Here is a 17,169-nt window from a genome sequence, read left to right on the forward strand (position 1 = left end):
TCTCTCCTTTGCCGCGGAGGCTGTTATCCTGTTTCCGCCCCGACGGGGTGGTGCTGCACAGGATTAAGCAAAAGCGGTGCCACTTTGAATTGTGGGATAAATCAGCGCCTTGCGCCCGGCTGGGCGCTGGCCTTGCACCATGACAAGGCGTTGGCCTCAAGCTGGTGCAAATGCTGCACTAAGGGCGGGGAGCCACCTGGCCCAGGCCCAGCAGCAGCCGATCCAGCAGCAGCGCGGCCAGGAGGGCGCCGCCCAGGCCCAGCAGGGCCCTCGCCCGGGCATCCTGGTCGTCCTGGCCCAGCTCGGTCAGAATAAAGTGGCCCAGCCCCTGGGACTGGAGCGCCATTTCGGCCAGGAGCAGTACCAGCCAGGCCAGGGCCAGGGGCAGGCGCAAGCCCTGGAGCAGGGCCTGGGCCAGGTTGCCGGCGCTGGCCCGGCCCCGTGCGGCCCTGGCCACGCCATACAGGGCCGGCGCCAGGCAGCCCAGCAGTATGCAGCCCAGCAGCATGCTGGTGCCGCCGGGCAGGGGACTCAGCAGCAGGGCGGCCAGTACCGGGGGAAGCGGCAACAGCCAGGACAGCAACATTCCCGGCCTGGCCCCGATCCGGCGATGACCCCGTACCAGCAGCAGGCCGGCAGGCACCGCCAGCAGGGCTGTCAGGGCGAAACCGGCCAGCACCCGCTGCAGGCTGAGCAGGAGCTGATCGAAGAAGGTGGGCGTACGCTCGAAGGCGGGGAGCAGGGGCAGGGGATCGGCGTCTGCATCCTGCTCCAGCCGTTGCTGCAGCTCGGCCTGGTAGAAGGTGCGCTCCCTGTCCTGCTCGGCTTTGTGCTCCTTCAGCAGTTGCACCAGTTGCCCGCCCAGTTGCAGGGGACCGGGGAGATGGGGCGGCAGGCTGGCCAGCCCTTGCCACAGCACCAGGGCGAGCAGGGCCGCGGGCAGGCACCAACGGGGAGCGAGGCGGGCGGGGGGAGTGATTTTCATGTTCGATTCTCCTGGAGAAGGCGGGAGTCGGCCGGACCTTCCATTGGAGATTCAAAAAGCGCGCCATATATTAATTTATTGATAAAAAAAAGCTCCCATGCGAACAGGGGAGCCAGCCAAATGGCACAGTCTGGAGGAAACGGCTCGGGACGGGCCCGAGATAACGAGAACATCGGTACGGGGAGCCGGGCCTGTGCCCGGTCAGATGTTTTCTCCCTGAAGTTGGGGGTGGCACACCGCCAGGATCTGTTTCAGCTCCGGTACGCAGGAGCCGCAGCGGGTGCCGCACTTGAGCAGCTGTTGCAACTGGGGCAGCTCGGTGATGTCATTTTGCGCTATGGCGCGACGGATCTGGTCCTCGCTCACGCTCCAGCAGCTGCACACCAGCTTGCTGTTGCCGGCCAGGGCCTGGCTCAGCTGGCCGAGCAGCAGGCTGGGCTGCAGGGCGGTGCCGATCAGGGCCGCCAGCGGATCCGGGTTGATATGCCAGGGCGACAGCCCCAGCAGCAACAGGCCGGCGATCTTGCCCTGTTCCAGCGCCACCAGCAGCCTGCCCTGGGGCAGGGGCCAGTCCAGCCAGCTGCCTTCGGCGGTCAGGCTGGCCCTGAACTGCTCGGCGGAGGTGTCGGTGCCGGCCAGGCTCCAGCACTCGCCCTGGGCCAGGGGGCGGCGGCTCCACCATGCCGGCAGCAGGGCCGGCACCTCGGTCGCTATCCAGCTGGCCTGCCACTGGAGTTCGACGGGGCTGGCCTGTACCCGGTTCTGTTTGAACGCGGGCTGGCCGGAGAGCGAGCAACCACGGGCCTCGACCAGATCGTTGATACGGCCGCCGGCGCTGAATTCCTCGCTCCAGTGCATGGGCACGAATACCTGGCCGGGCGCCATGCCGTCGTCGGCCACCGGCCGGACCAGGGTGCGGCCGTATTCGTTGTGCAGTTCGATAAGCTCGGCCCGTTCCAGGCCGAGCGCGGCCAGGGTGTCCGGGTGGAGCTGGGCCTGGGGCTCGGTGGCCGCCGCCATCAGCCGGGCCACGTGGCCGGTGCGGCTCATGGTGTGCCACTGATCCCGCAGCCGGCCGGTATTGAGCAGCAGCCCGGCCGGCTCGACGGCGGCGGACGGCTCGGCCGAGCGCAGCCGCGCCTTGCCGTCGGGGGTGGCGAAACGGCCATCGGCGAACAGCCGGGCCGGGCCGCCATCCTGGCCGGCCAGGGGCCAGCTGCGCGGGGTCATGGCATCGTACTCGGCGTCGCTCAGTTCGCTCAGGGCGGAGATATCGAACAGTCGCTCGCCGCCGTTTTCGAAACCGGTGAGGGCGGCGTGCTCGCGGAAGATATCGGCGGCCGAGTCGAAGGCAAAGGCCTGCTCGAAGCCCATGCTCCTGGCCACCTGGCACAGGGCCCACCAGTCCGGCCGGGCGGCGCCGGGGGCCGGCTTGAAGGGACGCTGGCGGGAGAGGATGCGCGCCGAGTTGGTCACGGTGCCGTCCTTCTCGCCCCAGCCGGCGGCAGGCAGCAGCACCTGGGCCAGTTTGGCGGTGTCGGTATTGGGGCTGATGTCGGAGACGATCAGCAGCTCACAGCTGGCCAGGGCGCGGCGGGCCCGGTCGCTGTCCGGCAGCGATACCGCCGGGTTGGTACCCATCACCCACAGGGCCTTGATCTCGCCGCGTTCTATCGCCGCTATCATGTCCATGGCCTTGTGGCCGGGAGCCTGGGCCAGGCGGTCGGTGTTCCAGAAACGGGCGACCTTGTCCCGGTTGGCCGGGGCGAAGTCCATGTGGGCCGCCAGCTGGTTGGCCAGGCCGCCCACTTCGCGTCCGCCCATGGCGTTGGGCTGGCCGGTGAGCGAGAAGGGGGCGGCGCCCGGCTTGCCGATGCGGCCGGTGAGCAGGTGGCAGTTGATGATGGCGCCGGCGTTGAGGGTGCCCTGCAGCGACTGGTTGATGCCCATGCAGAACAGGGTCAGGGTCTGGGGGTGGTCCAGGAACAGCTGGTAAAAGCGCTCGAGCTGGGCGATGGCCAGGCCGGTGGCCTCGGCCACCCGCTCGGGGCGGTATTCGGGCGCCGACAGCTGGCGCTGCAGCTCGTCGAAACCGGCGACGTGCCGCTCCACGAAGTGGCGATCCAGGCGGTCGCTGTCCAGGATGCGGCGGGCCAGGCCGTTGAACAGCATCAGATCCGAGCCCGGGGTGATGGCCAGGTGCAAATCCGCCTGCTGAGCGGTGGCGGTGGCGCGGGGATCTATCACTACCCACTGCTGGTGCGGGTTGGCGGCCTTGGCGGCTTCCAGCCGGCGGAACAGCACCGGGTGGGTCCAGGCGGTGTTGGCGCCGACGATCACCACCAGCTCGGCCAGGTCGAGATCCTCGTAGCTGGCCGGCACCGCGTCCTCGCCGAAGGCGTGCTGGTGGGCGGCCACGGCGGAGGACATGCACAGCCGGGAGTTGGTGTCGATATTGGCCGAGCCGATAAAGCCCTTCATCAGCTTGTTGGCCACATAGTAGTCTTCGGTCAGCATCTGGCCCGAGCCGTAGAAGGCGACGGCGCCGGGGCCGTGGCGTTCGATCAGCTCGCCGAAGCGGCGGGCGATATGGTCGACGGCCCGGGGCCAGTCCACCTGCTCGCCGTTCACCCGCGGGTAAAGCAGGCGGCTGGGCAGGCTCTGGCTTTCGCCCAGCGCCATGCCTTTCACGCACAGCGCGCCGAGGTTGGCGGGATGACCGGCATCGCCGCTGGGGGTGCCCTGGCTGTCGACCTTAACGCCGCAGCCAACGCCGCAATAGGGGCAGGTGGTATGGATCGAAGCTGTCATAGTGGCCTTGTAAAGATTAAGTGACTCTGTCACGGATGAAGCAAGGCCTGTGCCATGATGTGATTTTCTTTGTTATCAATAAATTAACAGTTCGCCGGAAACGGCGGTTGCACAATCATAAGGCAGGGGCCATATGATGGTGCAATGCCGTGGGCAGGGGAGGCCAGGCAGGCGGCCGGAGCCGCCTGCGCGCGAGGGCTTCCGGACTTAGCGCTTGAGCCCGTTGTTGATGTCCACCAGATCCTGCTCGGTCAGGTTGCCGGCGGCCAGTTTGAGCTGCAACTGGCTCAGGATGTAGTTGTAGCGGGCGGCGGACAGGTTCTGCTTGGCGTTATACAGCTGGCGGGTGGCGTTGAGCACATCCACTATGGTACGGGTGCCGACCTCGTAGCCGGCCTCGGTGGCACTGAGCGCGCTCTCGGCGGACACCACGAACTGTTCGAAGGCACGGATGGAACCTATGGCCGCATTGACGTCGTTGAAGGACGAGTACACCTGGCTCTGCACCGAGCGGAAGCTGCGCTCCAGCTGTTCGCTGGCCGCCACGTAGTTGTACTGGGCCTGCTTGATTTGGGAGCCGGTGGCGCCACCGGTGAACACCGGCAGTGACAGCGACAGCCCGACGGTGCCCTCGTTGAGGGTGCCGTCGTTCTGGTTATTGTTCTTGTAGTCGCTGTAATTGCTGCTCAGACCGGCGTTCAGATCCAGGGTCGGCAGGCGTCCGGACTGGGCCAGGCCGATCTGCTCGCTGGCGATGTCCTTGTTGATGCGCTGGTTGTGCAGCTCGAGGTTCTGCTCCAGGGCGATCTCCAGCCAGGCATCGGCGGCGGCGGTGGGGCGCTGGGGGCTGAAGGTGTCGGTATTGAGCTCGTTGAGCCGCGCATAGCTGATGCCGGTGAGCTCGCGCAGCACCTCCCGGGCGTTGTTGACCGCGTTTTCCGCGCTGATTTCCTCGGCCAGGGCCTGGTCGTACTGGGCCTGGGCCTCATGCACGTCGGTCATGGCGCTCAGGCCCACCTCGAAGCGCTGCCGGGTCTGATCCAGCTGGCGGCTGACCGCTTCCTTGTTGGCCTGCACGAAGCTCAGGGTATCCTGGGCGTTGAGCACGTCGAAATAGGCCTGGGTGGCACGCACGATCAGGGCCTGCTGTACCTGCTTGTAACTGACTTCGCTCTGGGCGGCCGCCTTTTCGGTGATGTCCAGGTTGATCCAGTTGGCGCGGCGGTACAGCGCCTGGCCCAGGGTGGCCCCCACATTGGCGGCGCTGCGGGTGGTGCGGTCGTCCTTGTTGCTCTGGGTGTAGCTGGTGCCGGCCCCCAGGTTGACCTGGGGCAGCAAGGCCGCGCGGGACTCGTTGATCCTTTCGAAGGCGGCGTCACGGCGCGCCTTGGCTTCGCGCACCTGGGGATCGTTCTGGGTCGCCTGCCGGTAGATATCCAGCAAGTCTTCGGCCTGGGCCGGGCCTGTTACGCAGAAGAGCACCAGGGTCGACAACAGCGTTTTTTTCATTATGTAGCCTTTAATAACGGATGGACCAATTATCGCCGTGCTGGGGGCAGGCATCTTGTTTTCGTGGTTCAGTATAACGGTAGCGTGACCGTTTTTCGTTGCAGTAATATGGGGATAGCGGTGAACAGGGGCGCCACCCACTTATGAATGAACGTTCATTCACATTGGCGCTAGTCTAAAATCTGCCGATTAAATGTCAAGACGGGAGTCGAGATGACCAAGAAAAACCACCCCAGCTTCGGCCGGGAGGATATGCAACTGCTGGCCGAAGAGGTAGGCTACCGGGGTTTTTTCCGGCTGCTCAAGGTGCGCCTCAAACACCGGCTGTTCGCCGGTGGCTGGGGGCCAACGCTGACCCGTGAGCTGTTCGACCGGGGCCATGCCGCCGCCGTGCTGCCCTATGATCCGGGGCGGGATGAAGTGGTGCTGGTGGAGCAGTTCCGGGTGGGCGCCATTCACGACCAGCACAGCCCCTGGCTGCTGGAGATAGTGGCGGGCATGGTGGAGGAGGGCGAGTCGGAGGAAGAGGTGGTGCGTCGCGAGGCGCAGGAAGAGGCGGGGCTGACCCTGAAAACCCTGACCCGGGCGCTCAGCTATTTTTCCAGCCCCGGCGGCTGCAGCGAGCGCATCACCGTCTTTATCGGTGAGGTGGATGCCGCCGAGGCCGCCGACCATGCCGGCCTGGTTCACGAGGGCGAGGATATCCGGGTGCATCGCCTGCCCCGGGCCTTGGCGATGGAGTGGCTGGCGCAAGGAAAAATAGATAATGCCGCCAGCGTGATCGCACTACAATGGTTGGAACTGCACCGTGGCAACTGGCCCGCCGGTGCCTGAGTCGAAGAGAGGAGAAGCCGTTGGTTTCGGTGAACACCACCCGTAAACATGTCCCGGATCTGAAGGCGTTGCAGCGCACCTGCGACACCAACTATCTGGCGTTGATGAAGCTGTTGCCCAGGGCGGCCGTGGCGGGCGAGAGCGTGTCGGTGGGGATCAGCGAGCAGGTGCTCTTTGTATTGCGGGTGCTGGAGATCGCCCCCTACACCTGGCATGTGTCCATCGAACAATGTACCCCCGGCCTGCCCTGCTTTATGCGCATGAAGGTCAGGGTGCGGCTCTATCACGACGTGCGCATGGCCGAAGTGTGTGCCAGTCAGCAGATTTTTACCCTGCAACCGAGTTATGATTACCCCAATAAAAACATGCACCATCCCAATGAAAAAGAACAGGTTAACCTCTTTCTGGCCGAGTGGCTGAGATGTTGCCTATACCACGGATTCAGCACGGTCAAACAGCTTTGAACAGGGCAACGACACAATCAGAAGCCACCCGGCTCCACCCCCATAGCGCCGATGGCGTGATCGAGCTGCTGCAGATCACCGATACTCACCTGTTCGCCGGTGCCGAGGCCGACCTGCTGGGCATCGCCCCCTGGCACAGCTGCCGGGCGGTGGTCGACGCCATCCTGGAGGACGACAGCCCCCGGGATCTGATCCTGGCCACCGGCGACCTGTCCCAGGATCACAGCCCCGAGTCCTACCGGCAGTTTACCCGGTTGATGGCGGAGCTGGCGCCGCCGGTGTTCTGGTTGCCGGGCAACCACGACGACGCCCCGGTGATGCAGGCCGAGCTGGATGCCGCCGGCATCAGCAACGCCAAGCAGCTGCTGTGCGGCAACTGGCAGATACTGTTGCTCGACACCCAGCTGCGCGGCGCCGTACACGGCGAGCTGGCGGCGGAGCAGCTCGAACTGCTGGAGCGGGCGATCAATGACTACCCCCGCCACCACCTGCTGGTGGCGGTGCACCACCAGGCGGTGCCGGTGGGCTGCGCCTGGCTGGATCAGCACAACCTGCGCAACGCCGGCGAGCTCAAGCAACGGCTGGCGCGGCACCGGGCCGCCAAGGTGGTGCTGTTCGGCCATGTGCACCAGGGCTTCGACGAAGTTCATGACGGGGTACGCTACCTGGCCAGCCCCTCCACCTGCATCCAGTTCAAGCCCCTGTCCGACGATTTCGCCCTGGATCATACCGCGCCGGGCTGGCGCGCCCTGTCGCTTTATCCCGACGGCCGGCTCAGCACCCAGGTATGGCGGTTGCCACCCGACGCCTTCGTGCCCGACTTCAGCGCCACCGGTTATTAAATAGCTGGCGTATTTCTTGCTTCCGTTGGTTCAAGCCTTTTATGTCCAACGGAGCAAGACCATGGCAGAGACTTCCGCCGGCCGACCCGACGCCACCGATTACCTGATCGCCTCCAAAGAATGCGAGATCCAGATCCTGGAGCAGTTGTTGCGCATGGGACAACTGGTGGTCTGCATCAGCCACCTGGTGCACACCCTGCAGCGAGAGCGGGGGGCGTCCAACATGTACCTGGGCTCCCGGGGCGAACGCTTCGGTTCCGAGCTGCAGACCATCAGGCGCGACAGCGACCAGCATACGGAACAGTTCCACCAGGCCCTGGCGGCGCTCAACCTGCGGCAGAACACGGTACAGGCCGGCAGCCGGCTGCTCAACCGCATCGGCTACGCGGTGCACATACTGTCGGACATGGAGCGGCTGCGGGACGAGGTCGGCCGTCAGGCCATCCAGGCGGAGGCGGCCACCCGGGTCTATACCGAGCTGGTGCAGGGGTTGCTGGCGGTGGTGTTCGAGGCCGCCGACGCGGCGGTGGATCCGGATATCGCCCGGCTGCTGGTGGCCATGTTCCACTTTATGCAGGGCAAGGAGCTCACCGGCCAGGAACGGGCGGCGGGGGCGGCAGCCTTCGCCTCCGGCCATGGCGGGGGCGAGGTCTCGCCCCGCATCCAGCATCTGATCGAGGCCCAGGAACGCTGTTTCGAGGTGTTCGCCGGTTTCGTGGATCCGGCTTCCTGGGCGGTGTGGCGCCAGTGCCAGCAGGATACCGGCCTTATCGAGGTGGAGCGCCTGCGCCGGCTGTTGTGCACCAGCAACGAGCGCACCGCTTTCGATCCCCGGCTGGGACAGCGTTGGTTCGAGGCGATGAGTGGCCGCATCGACACCATGCAACAGGTGGAGCTGTGCCTGGCCGCCCGGCTGGAGGTGTTGTGCTCCGGCAAGCTCTCCGCCGCCCGCGACAGCCTGGCCCAGCACTGTTCGGTGATCGATCTGCTGCCCCGTTTCCAGCAGGGCCAGGACGATGCCTTCGTGGTGTTCTGCTCGACCCGGACGACGGTGGAGCACGAACTGACGGGCGCCGACTGCTACCATCACCTGAGCCCGCAGCTGGGCCGCTCGCTGATCGAGCTGCTGCAGTCCCAGTCCTGCCGCCTGCAACAGATGCAGGACGAGCTCAACAACGCCCGGGCGGCGCTGGAGGAGCGCAAGGTGGTGGAGCGGGCCAAGGGCCTGCTGATGACCCATCGCCGGCTGTCGGAGGAGGAAGCCCACAAGTTGCTGCGCCGCACCTCCATGGAGCAGGGGCGGCGGCAGTTGGATGTGGCCAGGGAGTTGATCGCCCTGGCCGAGATGTGGACCTGATTCAGGCGCCGGCGGCTTCGGCGGCCGGGGTCTGTGCTTCCTCCCGCCGGGGGCGCAGCGGCTCCAGCTTGCGCTGCTTCTCGTAGAGGAAGCGCAGCACCTCGTGGCGGTAGTGGTTGTAGCGCGGGTTGTCGGCCAGGGCTATCCTGTCCCGCGGCCGGGGCAGGTCGATGGTGAGCACCTCGCCGATGGTGGCGGCCGGGCCATTGGTCATCATCACGATACGATCCGACAGCAGCACCGCCTCGTCCACGTCGTGGGTGATCATCAGCACCGTGTTGTGCAGCTCGTGCTGGATGCGCATCACCTCGTCCTGCAGGTGGGCCCGGGTCAGGGCGTCGAGGGCGCCGAAGGGCTCGTCCAGCAGCAGCACCTTGGGCTCCATCGCCAGGGCCCGGGCTATGCCCACCCGCTGCTTCATGCCGCCGGAGATCTCGTCCGGGCGCTTGTGCAGGGCGTGGCTCATGTTCACCAGGGCCAGGTTGTGCAGTATCCAGTCCTGCCGTTCCGCCCTGGTCTTGCTGTGGCGGAAAGTCTTGTCCACCGCCAGGGCCACGTTTTCATAAACGGTCAGCCAGGGCAGCAGGGAGTGGTTCTGGAACACCAGGGCCCGCTCCGGGCCCGGGGCCGTGACCTCGGCCCCGTCCAGGATGACGCCGCCGCTGCTGGCGTCGGTCAGGCCGGCGACGATGTTGAGCACCGTGCTCTTGCCGCAGCCGGAGTGGCCGATGATGGAGATGTACTCCCCCTTGTTCACCTTGAGGTTGACGTTCTTCAGCACCTGGCTGCTGCCGCCGGCGGTGTGGTAGAACTTGTCGACGTTTTCGATGGTCAGGTAGTGATGGCTCATGATATTCCTCCTCAGGCGGCGCTGGTGCCGCGGCTAATCCATTGGCCGAAGACCGCGACGATGCGGTCGAGTATGAAGCCCACCAGGCCCACGTAGATCAGGGCCAGCACGATGTCGCTGATCAGCGAGGCATTCCAGGCGTCCCAGATGAAGAAGCCGATGCCCACGCCGCCGATCAGCATCTCGGCGGCCACGATGGCCAGCCACGACAGGCCGACCCCGATGCGCAGCCCGGAGAAGATATAGGGGGCGGCGGCGGGCAGCATGATGCGGGTGAAGTATTCCAGGCCGTTGAGCCGCAGCACCCGGGCCACGTTGCGGTAATCCTCGGGAATGTTGCGCACCCCCACCGAGGTGTTGATGATGATGGGCCAGATCGAGGTGATGAAAATCACGAAGATGGCGGAAGGGCTGCTGTCCTGGAAGCCGGCCAGGGAGATCGGCAGCCAGGCCAGGGGCGGCACGGTGCGCAGCACCTGGAAGATGGGGTCCAGGCCGCGCATGGCCCAGGTGGACTGGCCCACCAGCACCCCCAGGCCCACGCCCGCCACCACCGCCAGGCTGTAGCCGTAGGCCACCCGCTCCAGGCTGGCCAGGATCTGCCAGGCCATGCCCACGTCGTTGCCGCCGTTGTTATAGAAGGGATCGGTGATCAGCTCCCAGGTATCGCTCAGCACCTGGCTGGGGGCCGGCAGGGCGGCATTGCTGCCGGAACACAGCAGCTCCCACAGCAGCAGCAGCCCGGCCAGGAGCACCAGGGGCGGCGCCAGGTGGTGCAGGCCGTAGCGCAGCACGGGGCCGAGGGGGGCCGGCCGGGGCGCTCGCCGGGCGAGCGCAGGGGTTGGGGATGAAGTGCTTTGGGTGGTCATGATGATGCTCCTTGCGGCCTCAGGCCAGCTTCTTGATGGCCAGGCTGTCCAGGTAGGCCATGGGATTTTCGGGATCGAACTGCTTGCCGTCGAAGAAGGTTTCGACACCGCGCGAGGTGGAGGCGGGAATGTCGGCCTTATCCACCCCCAGCTCGGCGGCGGCGGCCCGCCACAGGTCCTCCCGGTTGACCCGGGCGATCAGGGATTGGGTGTCGAGGTCGGTGGGCAGGTAGCCCCAGCGCATGTTCTCGGTCAGGAACCAGAGGTCATGGCTCTGGAAGGGATAGGAGGCGTGATCCTTCCAGAAGCGCATCTGGTGGGGGCTGTTCTCTACTATGCGGCCGGTGCCGTAGTCGAAATGGCCCTGCATGCGGTTGATGATGTCCTTGACCGGGGCGTTGATCCAGCGGCGCTTGGCGCAAATCGCCGCCACTTCGGCGCGGTTTTCCGGCCGTTCGCAGAAAATTTGCGCTTCCATGATCGCCTTGAGCAGGGCCTTGGTGGCGTTGGGGTTCTGGTCCACATAGTCGGCGCGCATGGCGAAGGCCTTTTCCGGATGGCCGGCCCAGATCTCGCCCGTGGTCAGGGCGGAGTAGCCGATGCCCTGGTTGATCAGCTGCTCGTTCCAGGGTTCGCCCACGCAGAAGGTGTCCATGCTGCCCACCTTCATGTTGGCCACCATCTGCGGTGGCGGCACCACTATGGTGGCGATGTCCTGGTTGGGGTCTATGCCGCCGGCCGCCATCCAGTAGCGGAGCCAGAGATCGTGGGTGCCGCCGGGGAAGGTCATGGCGGCGCGCACCGGGTTGCCGCCGTTCTGCTTGGCCGCCAGCGCCTGCTTGAACTCGGCCAGATCCAGCCCGACCTTGAGATCCTGGTACTCCTTGCCCACCGAGATGCCCTGGCCGGCCAGGTTGAGCCGGGCCAGTATGTACATGGGGGTGGGCACGTTGTTGGCGGTCATGGCGCCGGTGCTGAGCAGATAGGGCATGGGCGTGAGGATGTGGGCGCCGTCGATGCCGTTGCTGGCCGAGCCCAGCACCAGGTTGTCGCGGGTGGTGCCCCAGGAGGACTGCTTGAGCACCTCCACCCCGGTCATGCCGTGCTTGGCGAAGAAGCCCTTCTCGTCGGCCACGAACAGCGGCGCCGCGTCGGACAGGGCGATAAAGCCCAGCTTGGCGGATCTGGTTTCCAGCGGGCCCGCGCTTTGCGCCGCCAGCCCCAGGCTCGGCAGGCTGCTCCACAGGGCGGCCCCGCCGGCCGCGGCCAGGGAGGCCTTCAGAAAGCGCCGGCGGCTGGCCGGATCCACGTTATTGTGCTTGGTCATGGTTCATTCCCTCGATGTTTCAAAAAAAAAAAGCCCACACGCCGTTGCATCGGGATGCATCCTGCGGTGGGCAACGTTGCCTGAATGAAGTGGGTCCGCCGTTGAACCCGTCTTGTCATGACATAAGCAGAAAGCGTGCCAGAGAGCGCCGGATTGCCTCCAAAGGGATATTTCTTAAGGGTTAGCTCATTGGGGGTAGCCGGCGCCGCGGCCGAAGGGTGGAAAAAAGCGCCATCCTGGTGCGTTTTGCACCGGATAAAGGCAGCGCCGGGCGTTGAGCTTGCTCGGGCGGGGGGGTAAGCTCGGGGCTGCGATTTTCACCCAGGAGCATCCTTATGGCGGCCACGCTGCTTTATCTGCACGGCTTCAACTCCTCCCCCCAGTCGATCAAGGCCCGGCTGATGGGGGAGCATCTCGCCCGGCACCGGCCCGATATCCGCCTGGTGTGTCCGCAGATTGCGGCCACCCCGGCGGCGGCCTGGGCCCAGATAGCCGCGATTTGCGACGGGCTGGACGGCCCCTTCGGGGTGGCGGGTTCCTCCCTCGGCGGCTTCTGGGCCACCCGGGTGGCGGAGCGCTATGGCGTGCGCGCCGTGGTGATCAACCCGGCGGTCAATCCTCATCTATTGCTCAGGGACTGGCTGGGGGAGCAGCTCAACCCCTATACCGGCGAGCGCTATGTCCTGACCGCCGGGCACATGGCCGAGCTGGCCGCGCTGCGGGTGGACGCGCCGAGCTGCCTGGAGCGCATCTGGCTGCTGCAACAGCAGGGCGACGAGGTGCTCGACTACCGGGAGGCGCTGGACTACTACCGCTTCGCCCGGGTCTGCATCCAGAAGGGCGGCGACCACTCCTTTATCGGCTTCGAGCGCTACTGCGCCCAGATCATCCGCTTCTTGCAGTTGTAAGCCGTAAGCCTGGAAGCTGGAGGTGTTCCAAGTCCTTCAGGCTTCCAGCTTCCAGCTGCCGGCTTCCGGTAGTAAGATGCCCGCCAATACCCCTGATTACCGAAGGTCAATATGACATCGAGTCAATATACTGCCGACGCCATTGAAGTGCTCAATGGCCTGGAGCCGGTGCGGCGTCGCCCCGGCATGTATACGGACACCGCCCGTCCCAACCACCTGGGCCAGGAGGTCATCGACAACAGCGTGGACGAAGCCCTGGCGGGCCACGCCAGCAAGGTCGAGGTGATACTGCACGACGATCAATCGCTCGAGGTGATCGACGACGGCCGGGGCATGCCGGTGGACATCCACCCGGAGGAAGGCATTTCCGGGGTGGAGCTGATCTTCAGCAAACTGCACGCCGGCGGCAAATTCTCCAACAAGAACTACCAGTTTTCCGGCGGCCTGCACGGGGTGGGCATTTCCGTGGTCAACGCCTTGAGCCGCCGGGTGGACGTCACCGTGCGCCGTGGCGGCCAGATGTTCGAGATGGCTTTCGAGCACGGCAACAAGGTGAGCGAGCTCACCGTGACCGGCACCTGCGGCCAGCGCAACACCGGCACCCGGGTGCGCTTCTGGCCCGATGCCAGCTATTTCGACTCGCCCAAATTCTCCGCCACCCGGCTGAAGCACCTGCTCAAGGCCAAGGCGGTGCTCTGCCCAGGGCTCGCCATCCGCCTCGAAGACAGGGTCAACAACGAGACCCTGGAGTGGTGCTATCAGGACGGGCTCAAGGATTACCTGATGGAGGCGGTGAAGGAGTTCCCCTGCCTGCCGGAGCAGCCGTTTACCGGCAACTTCATCGCCGAGCACTCGGCGGTGGAATGGGCCCTGACCTGGCTGCCCGAGGGTGGCGAAGGGCTGGGCGAGAGCTACGTCAACCTGATCCCCACCGCCCAGGGCGGCACCCACGTCAACGGCCTGCGCCAGGGCCTGCTGGACGCCATGCGCGAGTTCTGCGAGTTCCGCAACCTGCTGCCGCGCGGGGTCAAGCTGACCCCGGACGACATCTGGGAACGCTGTGCCTACATACTGTCGGTGAAGATGCAGGATCCCCAGTTCGCCGGCCAGACCAAGGAGCGGCTGTCGTCGCGCCAGAGCGCGGCCTTCGTCTCCGGGGTGGTGAAGGACGCCTTCAGCCTGTGGCTGAACCAGCATATCGAGCTGGCCGAACAGATCGCCGAGCTGTGCATCAGCAGCGCCCAGCGCCGGCTGCGCCAGGCCAAGAAGGTGGTGCGCAAGAAGGTGACCCAGGGCCCGGCCCTGCCCGGCAAGCTGACCGACTGCGCCTGCTCGGATCCCATGCAGGGCGAGCTGTTCCTGGTGGAAGGGGACTCGGCCGGCGGCAGCGCCAAGCAGGCGCGGGATCGGGAGTTCCAGGCCATCATGCCGCTGCGTGGGAAAATTCTTAATACCTGGGAAGTGGAGTCCGGCCAGGTGCTGGCCTCCCAGGAAGTGCACGACATTTCGGTGGCCATCGGCCTGGATCCGGACTCGGACGACTTGTCTGACCTGCGCTACGGCAAGGTGTGCATCCTGGCCGACGCCGACTCGGACGGCCTGCACATCGCCACCCTGCTGTGCGCCCTGTTCGTGCGCCACTTCCGTACCCTGGTGGAGCGGGGCCATGTGTACGTGGCCATGCCGCCCCTGTACCGTATCGACCTGGGCAAGGAAGTGTTCTACGCCCTCGACGAGGACGAGCGCGACGGGGTGCTGGAGCGGATCGCCGCCGAGAAGAAAAAGGGCAAGGTGCAGGTCACCCGCTTCAAGGGCCTGGGCGAGATGAACCCCAAGCAGCTGCGCGAAACCACCCTGGATCCCAACACCCGCCGGCTGGTGCAGCTGACGGTGGAGGATGCCGAGGCCACCGAGCAACTGATGGACATGCTGCTGGCCAAGAAGCGTTCCGGCGATCGCCGGGAATGGCTGGAAACCAAGGGTAACCTGGTCGACCCCCTGGCCTGAGGACTAAAGAATGAGCAACAACGACTTTACCATGGAAGGGGTGGAGCGCCTGCCGCTGCACACCTTCACCGAGCAGGCCTACCTCAACTACTCCATGTACGTGATCATGGACCGGGCCCTGCCCCATATCGGCGACGGCCTCAAGCCGGTGCAGCGCCGCATTATCTACGCCATGAGCGAGCTGGGCCTGTCGGCCCTGTCCAAGCACAAGAAATCCGCCCGTACCGTGGGCGACGTGCTGGGCAAGTACCACCCCCACGGCGACTCCGCCTGTTACGAGGCCATGGTGCTGATGGCCCAGCCCTTCTCCTACCGCTACCCGCTGGTGGACGGCCAGGGCAACTGGGGCGCGCCGGACGATCCCAAGTCCTTCGCCGCCATGCGTTATACCGAGGCGCGGCTGTCCCGTTTCTCCGAGCTGTTGCTCTCCGAGCTGGGCCAGGGCACGGTGGAGTGGACGCCCAACTTCGACGGCACCCTGAAGGAGCCGCGCATGCTGCCGGCCCGGCTGCCGCACATACTGCTGAATGGGGTCACCGGCATCGCCGTGGGCATGGCCACCGACATCCCGCCCCACAACGTGCGGGAAGTGGCCAACGCCTGTGTGCACCTGCTGGAGCACCCCCAGGCGACCGTGGCCGAGCTGATGGCCTTCGTGGCCGGACCCGACTACCCGACCCGGGCCGAGATCATCACCCCCAGGGCCGATATCCGGAAGATCTACGAAACCGGCAAGGGCAGCATCAAGATGCGCGCCGTCTACCAGCTGGAGCAGGGCGACATCGTCATCACCGCCCTGCCGCACCAGGCCAGCGGCGGCAAGATCCTGGAGCAGATCGCCGCTCAGATGCAGGCCAAGAAGCTGCCCATGGTGGCGGATCTGCGCGACGAGTCGGATCACGAAAACCCGACCCGGCTGGTGATCATCCCCCGTTCCAACCGGGTGGACGTGGAGCAACTGATGCAGCACCTGTTCGCCAGCACGGATCTGGAGAAGAACTACCGGGTCAACCTCAACATGCTGGGGCTGGACAACCGGCCCCAGGTGAAGAGCCTGGATCTCATTCTGGGTGAATGGCTGCGCTTTCGCCGCGAAACGGTGCGCAACCGGCTGCAATACCGGCTGGACAAGGTCGAGGCCCGGCTGCACATCCTGGCCGGCTTGCTGATCGCTTTCCTCAATATCGACGAGGTGATCCACATCATCCGCACCGAGGATGAGCCCAAGCCGGTATTGATGGCCCGCTTCGATCTTACCGAGACCCAGGCCGAGGCCATCCTCGAGCTGAAGCTGCGCCACCTGGCGAAGCTGGAAGAAATGAAGATCCGCGGCGAGCAGGACGAACTGGCCGCCGAGCGCGACAAACTGGCCCAGATCCTGGGCTCCGAGCGCCGGCTCGGCACCCTGCTGAAGAAGGAAATCCTGGCCGACGCCGAGAAATACGGCGACGAACGGCTCTCGCCGCTGGTGGAGCGGGAAGAGGCCAGGGCCCTGAGCGAGAAGGAGCTGGTGCCGAGCGAGCCGGTGACCGTGGTGCTGTCCGAGAAGGGCTGGATCCGCGCCGCCAAGGGGCATGAGGTGGATGGCGGGGCCTTAAGTTACAAGGCCGGTGACGGCTTCCTCGATGCCGCCCCGGGGCGCAGCAACCAGATGGCGGTGTTCCTGTCCAATATCGGCCGGGCCTATGGCCTGGACGCCCACAGCCTGCCCTCGGCCCGGGGCCAGGGCGAGCCGCTGACCGGCCGCTGCAGCCTGAGCCCGGGCGAGCAGGCCAGCTTCGTGCTGATGGGGGAGGACGACAGCCTGTTCCTGCTGGCCTCCGACGCCGGCTACGGCTTCGTCTGCCGCTACGGCGACATGGTCAGCCGCAACAAGAACGGCAAGGCCCTGCTCTCGGTGCCGGAGGGCGGCCGGGTGCTCAAGCCCGCGGCCATCGGCACCCTGGACAGCGACCTGTGCATGGCCATCACCAACGAGGGGCGCATGCTGCTGTTCCCGCTCAAGGATCTGCCGCTGCTGGCCAAGGGCAAGGGCAACAAGCTGATCGGCATCCCTTCCGCCAAGGTGCAGGCCCGGGAGGACTTCATCAAGCAGCTGGTGGTGGTGCCGCAAGACGCCAGCGTTACCCTCTACGCCGGCAAGCGCAAGCTGACCCTCAAGCCCGCCGATCTCGAGCACTACCGGGGCGAGCGCGGCCGCCGCGGCGCCCTGCTGCCCAGGGGCCTGCAACGGGTGGACGGGCTGGAGATCGAAGCCTGACTTAAGCTTGAGGCTGGAAGCTGGAAGCTGGAAGCGGGAGGCTTATGTTGCCCCCGCTTCACGCTTCCAGCCTGAGTTTTAGTCACAAGTCCGGCTGCCTGATTTAACGCAGAGAAGAAGGCAACCTCCCCCCCAATCCCATCATT

Annotated in this window: 13 protein-coding genes; 7 read left to right on the plus strand and 6 right to left on the minus strand. The window is 65.8% G+C overall.

The window, feature by feature from the left end:
• Positions 1-178 precede the first annotated feature (178 nt).
• The 3 genes from JKV55_RS19730 to tolC form a co-directional block, all read right to left on the minus strand.
• A complete protein-coding gene (locus JKV55_RS19730) occupies positions 179-985 on the minus strand; it encodes a hypothetical protein (protein WP_202088905.1) in 807 nt (268 codons plus the stop codon).
• A 201-nt stretch (positions 986-1,186) separates the two neighbouring features.
• Positions 1,187-3,796, minus strand: coding sequence for a nitrate reductase (locus tag JKV55_RS19735; protein ID WP_237333017.1), 2,610 nt, complete (start codon positions 3,794-3,796; stop codon positions 1,187-1,189).
• 207 nt (positions 3,797-4,003) lie between these two features.
• Positions 4,004-5,305, minus strand: a complete 1,302-nt coding sequence (gene tolC / locus JKV55_RS19740) for an outer membrane channel protein TolC (protein ID WP_202088913.1) — start codon at positions 5,303-5,305, stop codon at positions 4,004-4,006.
• Between the two features lie 213 nt (positions 5,306-5,518).
• Here tolC and nudF point away from each other — a divergent pair, with 213 nt between their 5' ends.
• From nudF to JKV55_RS19760, 4 genes are all read left to right on the plus strand, one after another.
• The gene (nudF, locus tag JKV55_RS19745) at positions 5,519-6,139 is read left to right on the plus strand and encodes an ADP-ribose diphosphatase (protein WP_202088916.1); all 621 of its coding nucleotides are present in this window, start codon (positions 5,519-5,521) and stop codon (positions 6,137-6,139) included.
• Between the two features lie 20 nt (positions 6,140-6,159).
• On the plus strand, positions 6,160-6,603 hold the full coding sequence (locus JKV55_RS19750; RefSeq protein WP_202088918.1) for a DUF1249 domain-containing protein: 444 nt from the start codon (positions 6,160-6,162) through the stop codon (positions 6,601-6,603).
• Entirely contained in the window at positions 6,600-7,445 is an 846-nt protein-coding gene (gene cpdA / locus JKV55_RS19755; RefSeq protein ID WP_255511335.1) for a 3',5'-cyclic-AMP phosphodiesterase, read from the plus strand. Before JKV55_RS19750 ends, cpdA begins: the two co-directional genes overlap by 4 nt.
• A 61-nt stretch (positions 7,446-7,506) precedes the next feature.
• Positions 7,507-8,802, plus strand: a complete 1,296-nt coding sequence (locus tag JKV55_RS19760; protein WP_202088921.1) for a nitrate regulatory protein — start codon at positions 7,507-7,509, stop codon at positions 8,800-8,802.
• A gap of 1 nt (position 8,803) precedes the next feature.
• On the opposite strand, the gene JKV55_RS19765 is transcribed toward JKV55_RS19760, so the two are convergent.
• The 3 genes from JKV55_RS19765 to JKV55_RS19775 are packed head-to-tail and all read right to left on the minus strand — an operon-like array spanning position 8,804 to position 11,848.
• Positions 8,804-9,652 carry an ABC transporter ATP-binding protein gene (locus JKV55_RS19765; RefSeq protein WP_202088922.1) on the minus strand — a complete coding sequence of 283 codons (849 nt, stop codon included), beginning with the start codon at positions 9,650-9,652 and terminating at the stop codon, positions 8,804-8,806.
• Positions 9,653-9,663: 11 nt separating this feature from the next.
• The gene (ntrB, locus tag JKV55_RS19770; protein ID WP_202088923.1) at positions 9,664-10,521 is read right to left on the minus strand and encodes a nitrate ABC transporter permease; all 858 of its coding nucleotides are present in this window, start codon (positions 10,519-10,521) and stop codon (positions 9,664-9,666) included.
• Positions 10,522-10,540: 19 nt separating this feature from the next.
• Positions 10,541-11,848 carry a CmpA/NrtA family ABC transporter substrate-binding protein gene (locus tag JKV55_RS19775; RefSeq protein WP_202088957.1) on the minus strand — a complete coding sequence of 436 codons (1,308 nt, stop codon included), beginning with the start codon at positions 11,846-11,848 and terminating at the stop codon, positions 10,541-10,543.
• A 335-nt stretch (positions 11,849-12,183) separates the two neighbouring features.
• Here JKV55_RS19775 and JKV55_RS19780 point away from each other — a divergent pair, with 335 nt between their 5' ends.
• From JKV55_RS19780 to parC, 3 genes are all read left to right on the plus strand, one after another.
• The gene (locus JKV55_RS19780; RefSeq protein WP_202088924.1) at positions 12,184-12,756 is read left to right on the plus strand and encodes a YqiA/YcfP family alpha/beta fold hydrolase; all 573 of its coding nucleotides are present in this window, start codon (positions 12,184-12,186) and stop codon (positions 12,754-12,756) included.
• A 111-nt stretch (positions 12,757-12,867) separates the two neighbouring features.
• On the plus strand, positions 12,868-14,763 hold the full coding sequence (gene parE / locus JKV55_RS19785; RefSeq protein WP_202088925.1) for a DNA topoisomerase IV subunit B: 1,896 nt from the start codon (positions 12,868-12,870) through the stop codon (positions 14,761-14,763).
• A 10-nt stretch (positions 14,764-14,773) separates the two neighbouring features.
• Positions 14,774-17,023: a DNA topoisomerase IV subunit A gene (parC, locus tag JKV55_RS19790; protein WP_202088927.1), complete on the plus strand. Its 2,250-nt coding sequence runs from the start codon at positions 14,774-14,776 to the stop codon at positions 17,021-17,023.
• Positions 17,024-17,169 lie beyond the last annotated feature (146 nt).

The organism is Zobellella iuensis (assembly GCF_016746085.1).
Classification (GTDB): domain Bacteria; phylum Pseudomonadota; class Gammaproteobacteria; order Enterobacterales; family Aeromonadaceae; genus Oceanimonas; species Oceanimonas iuensis.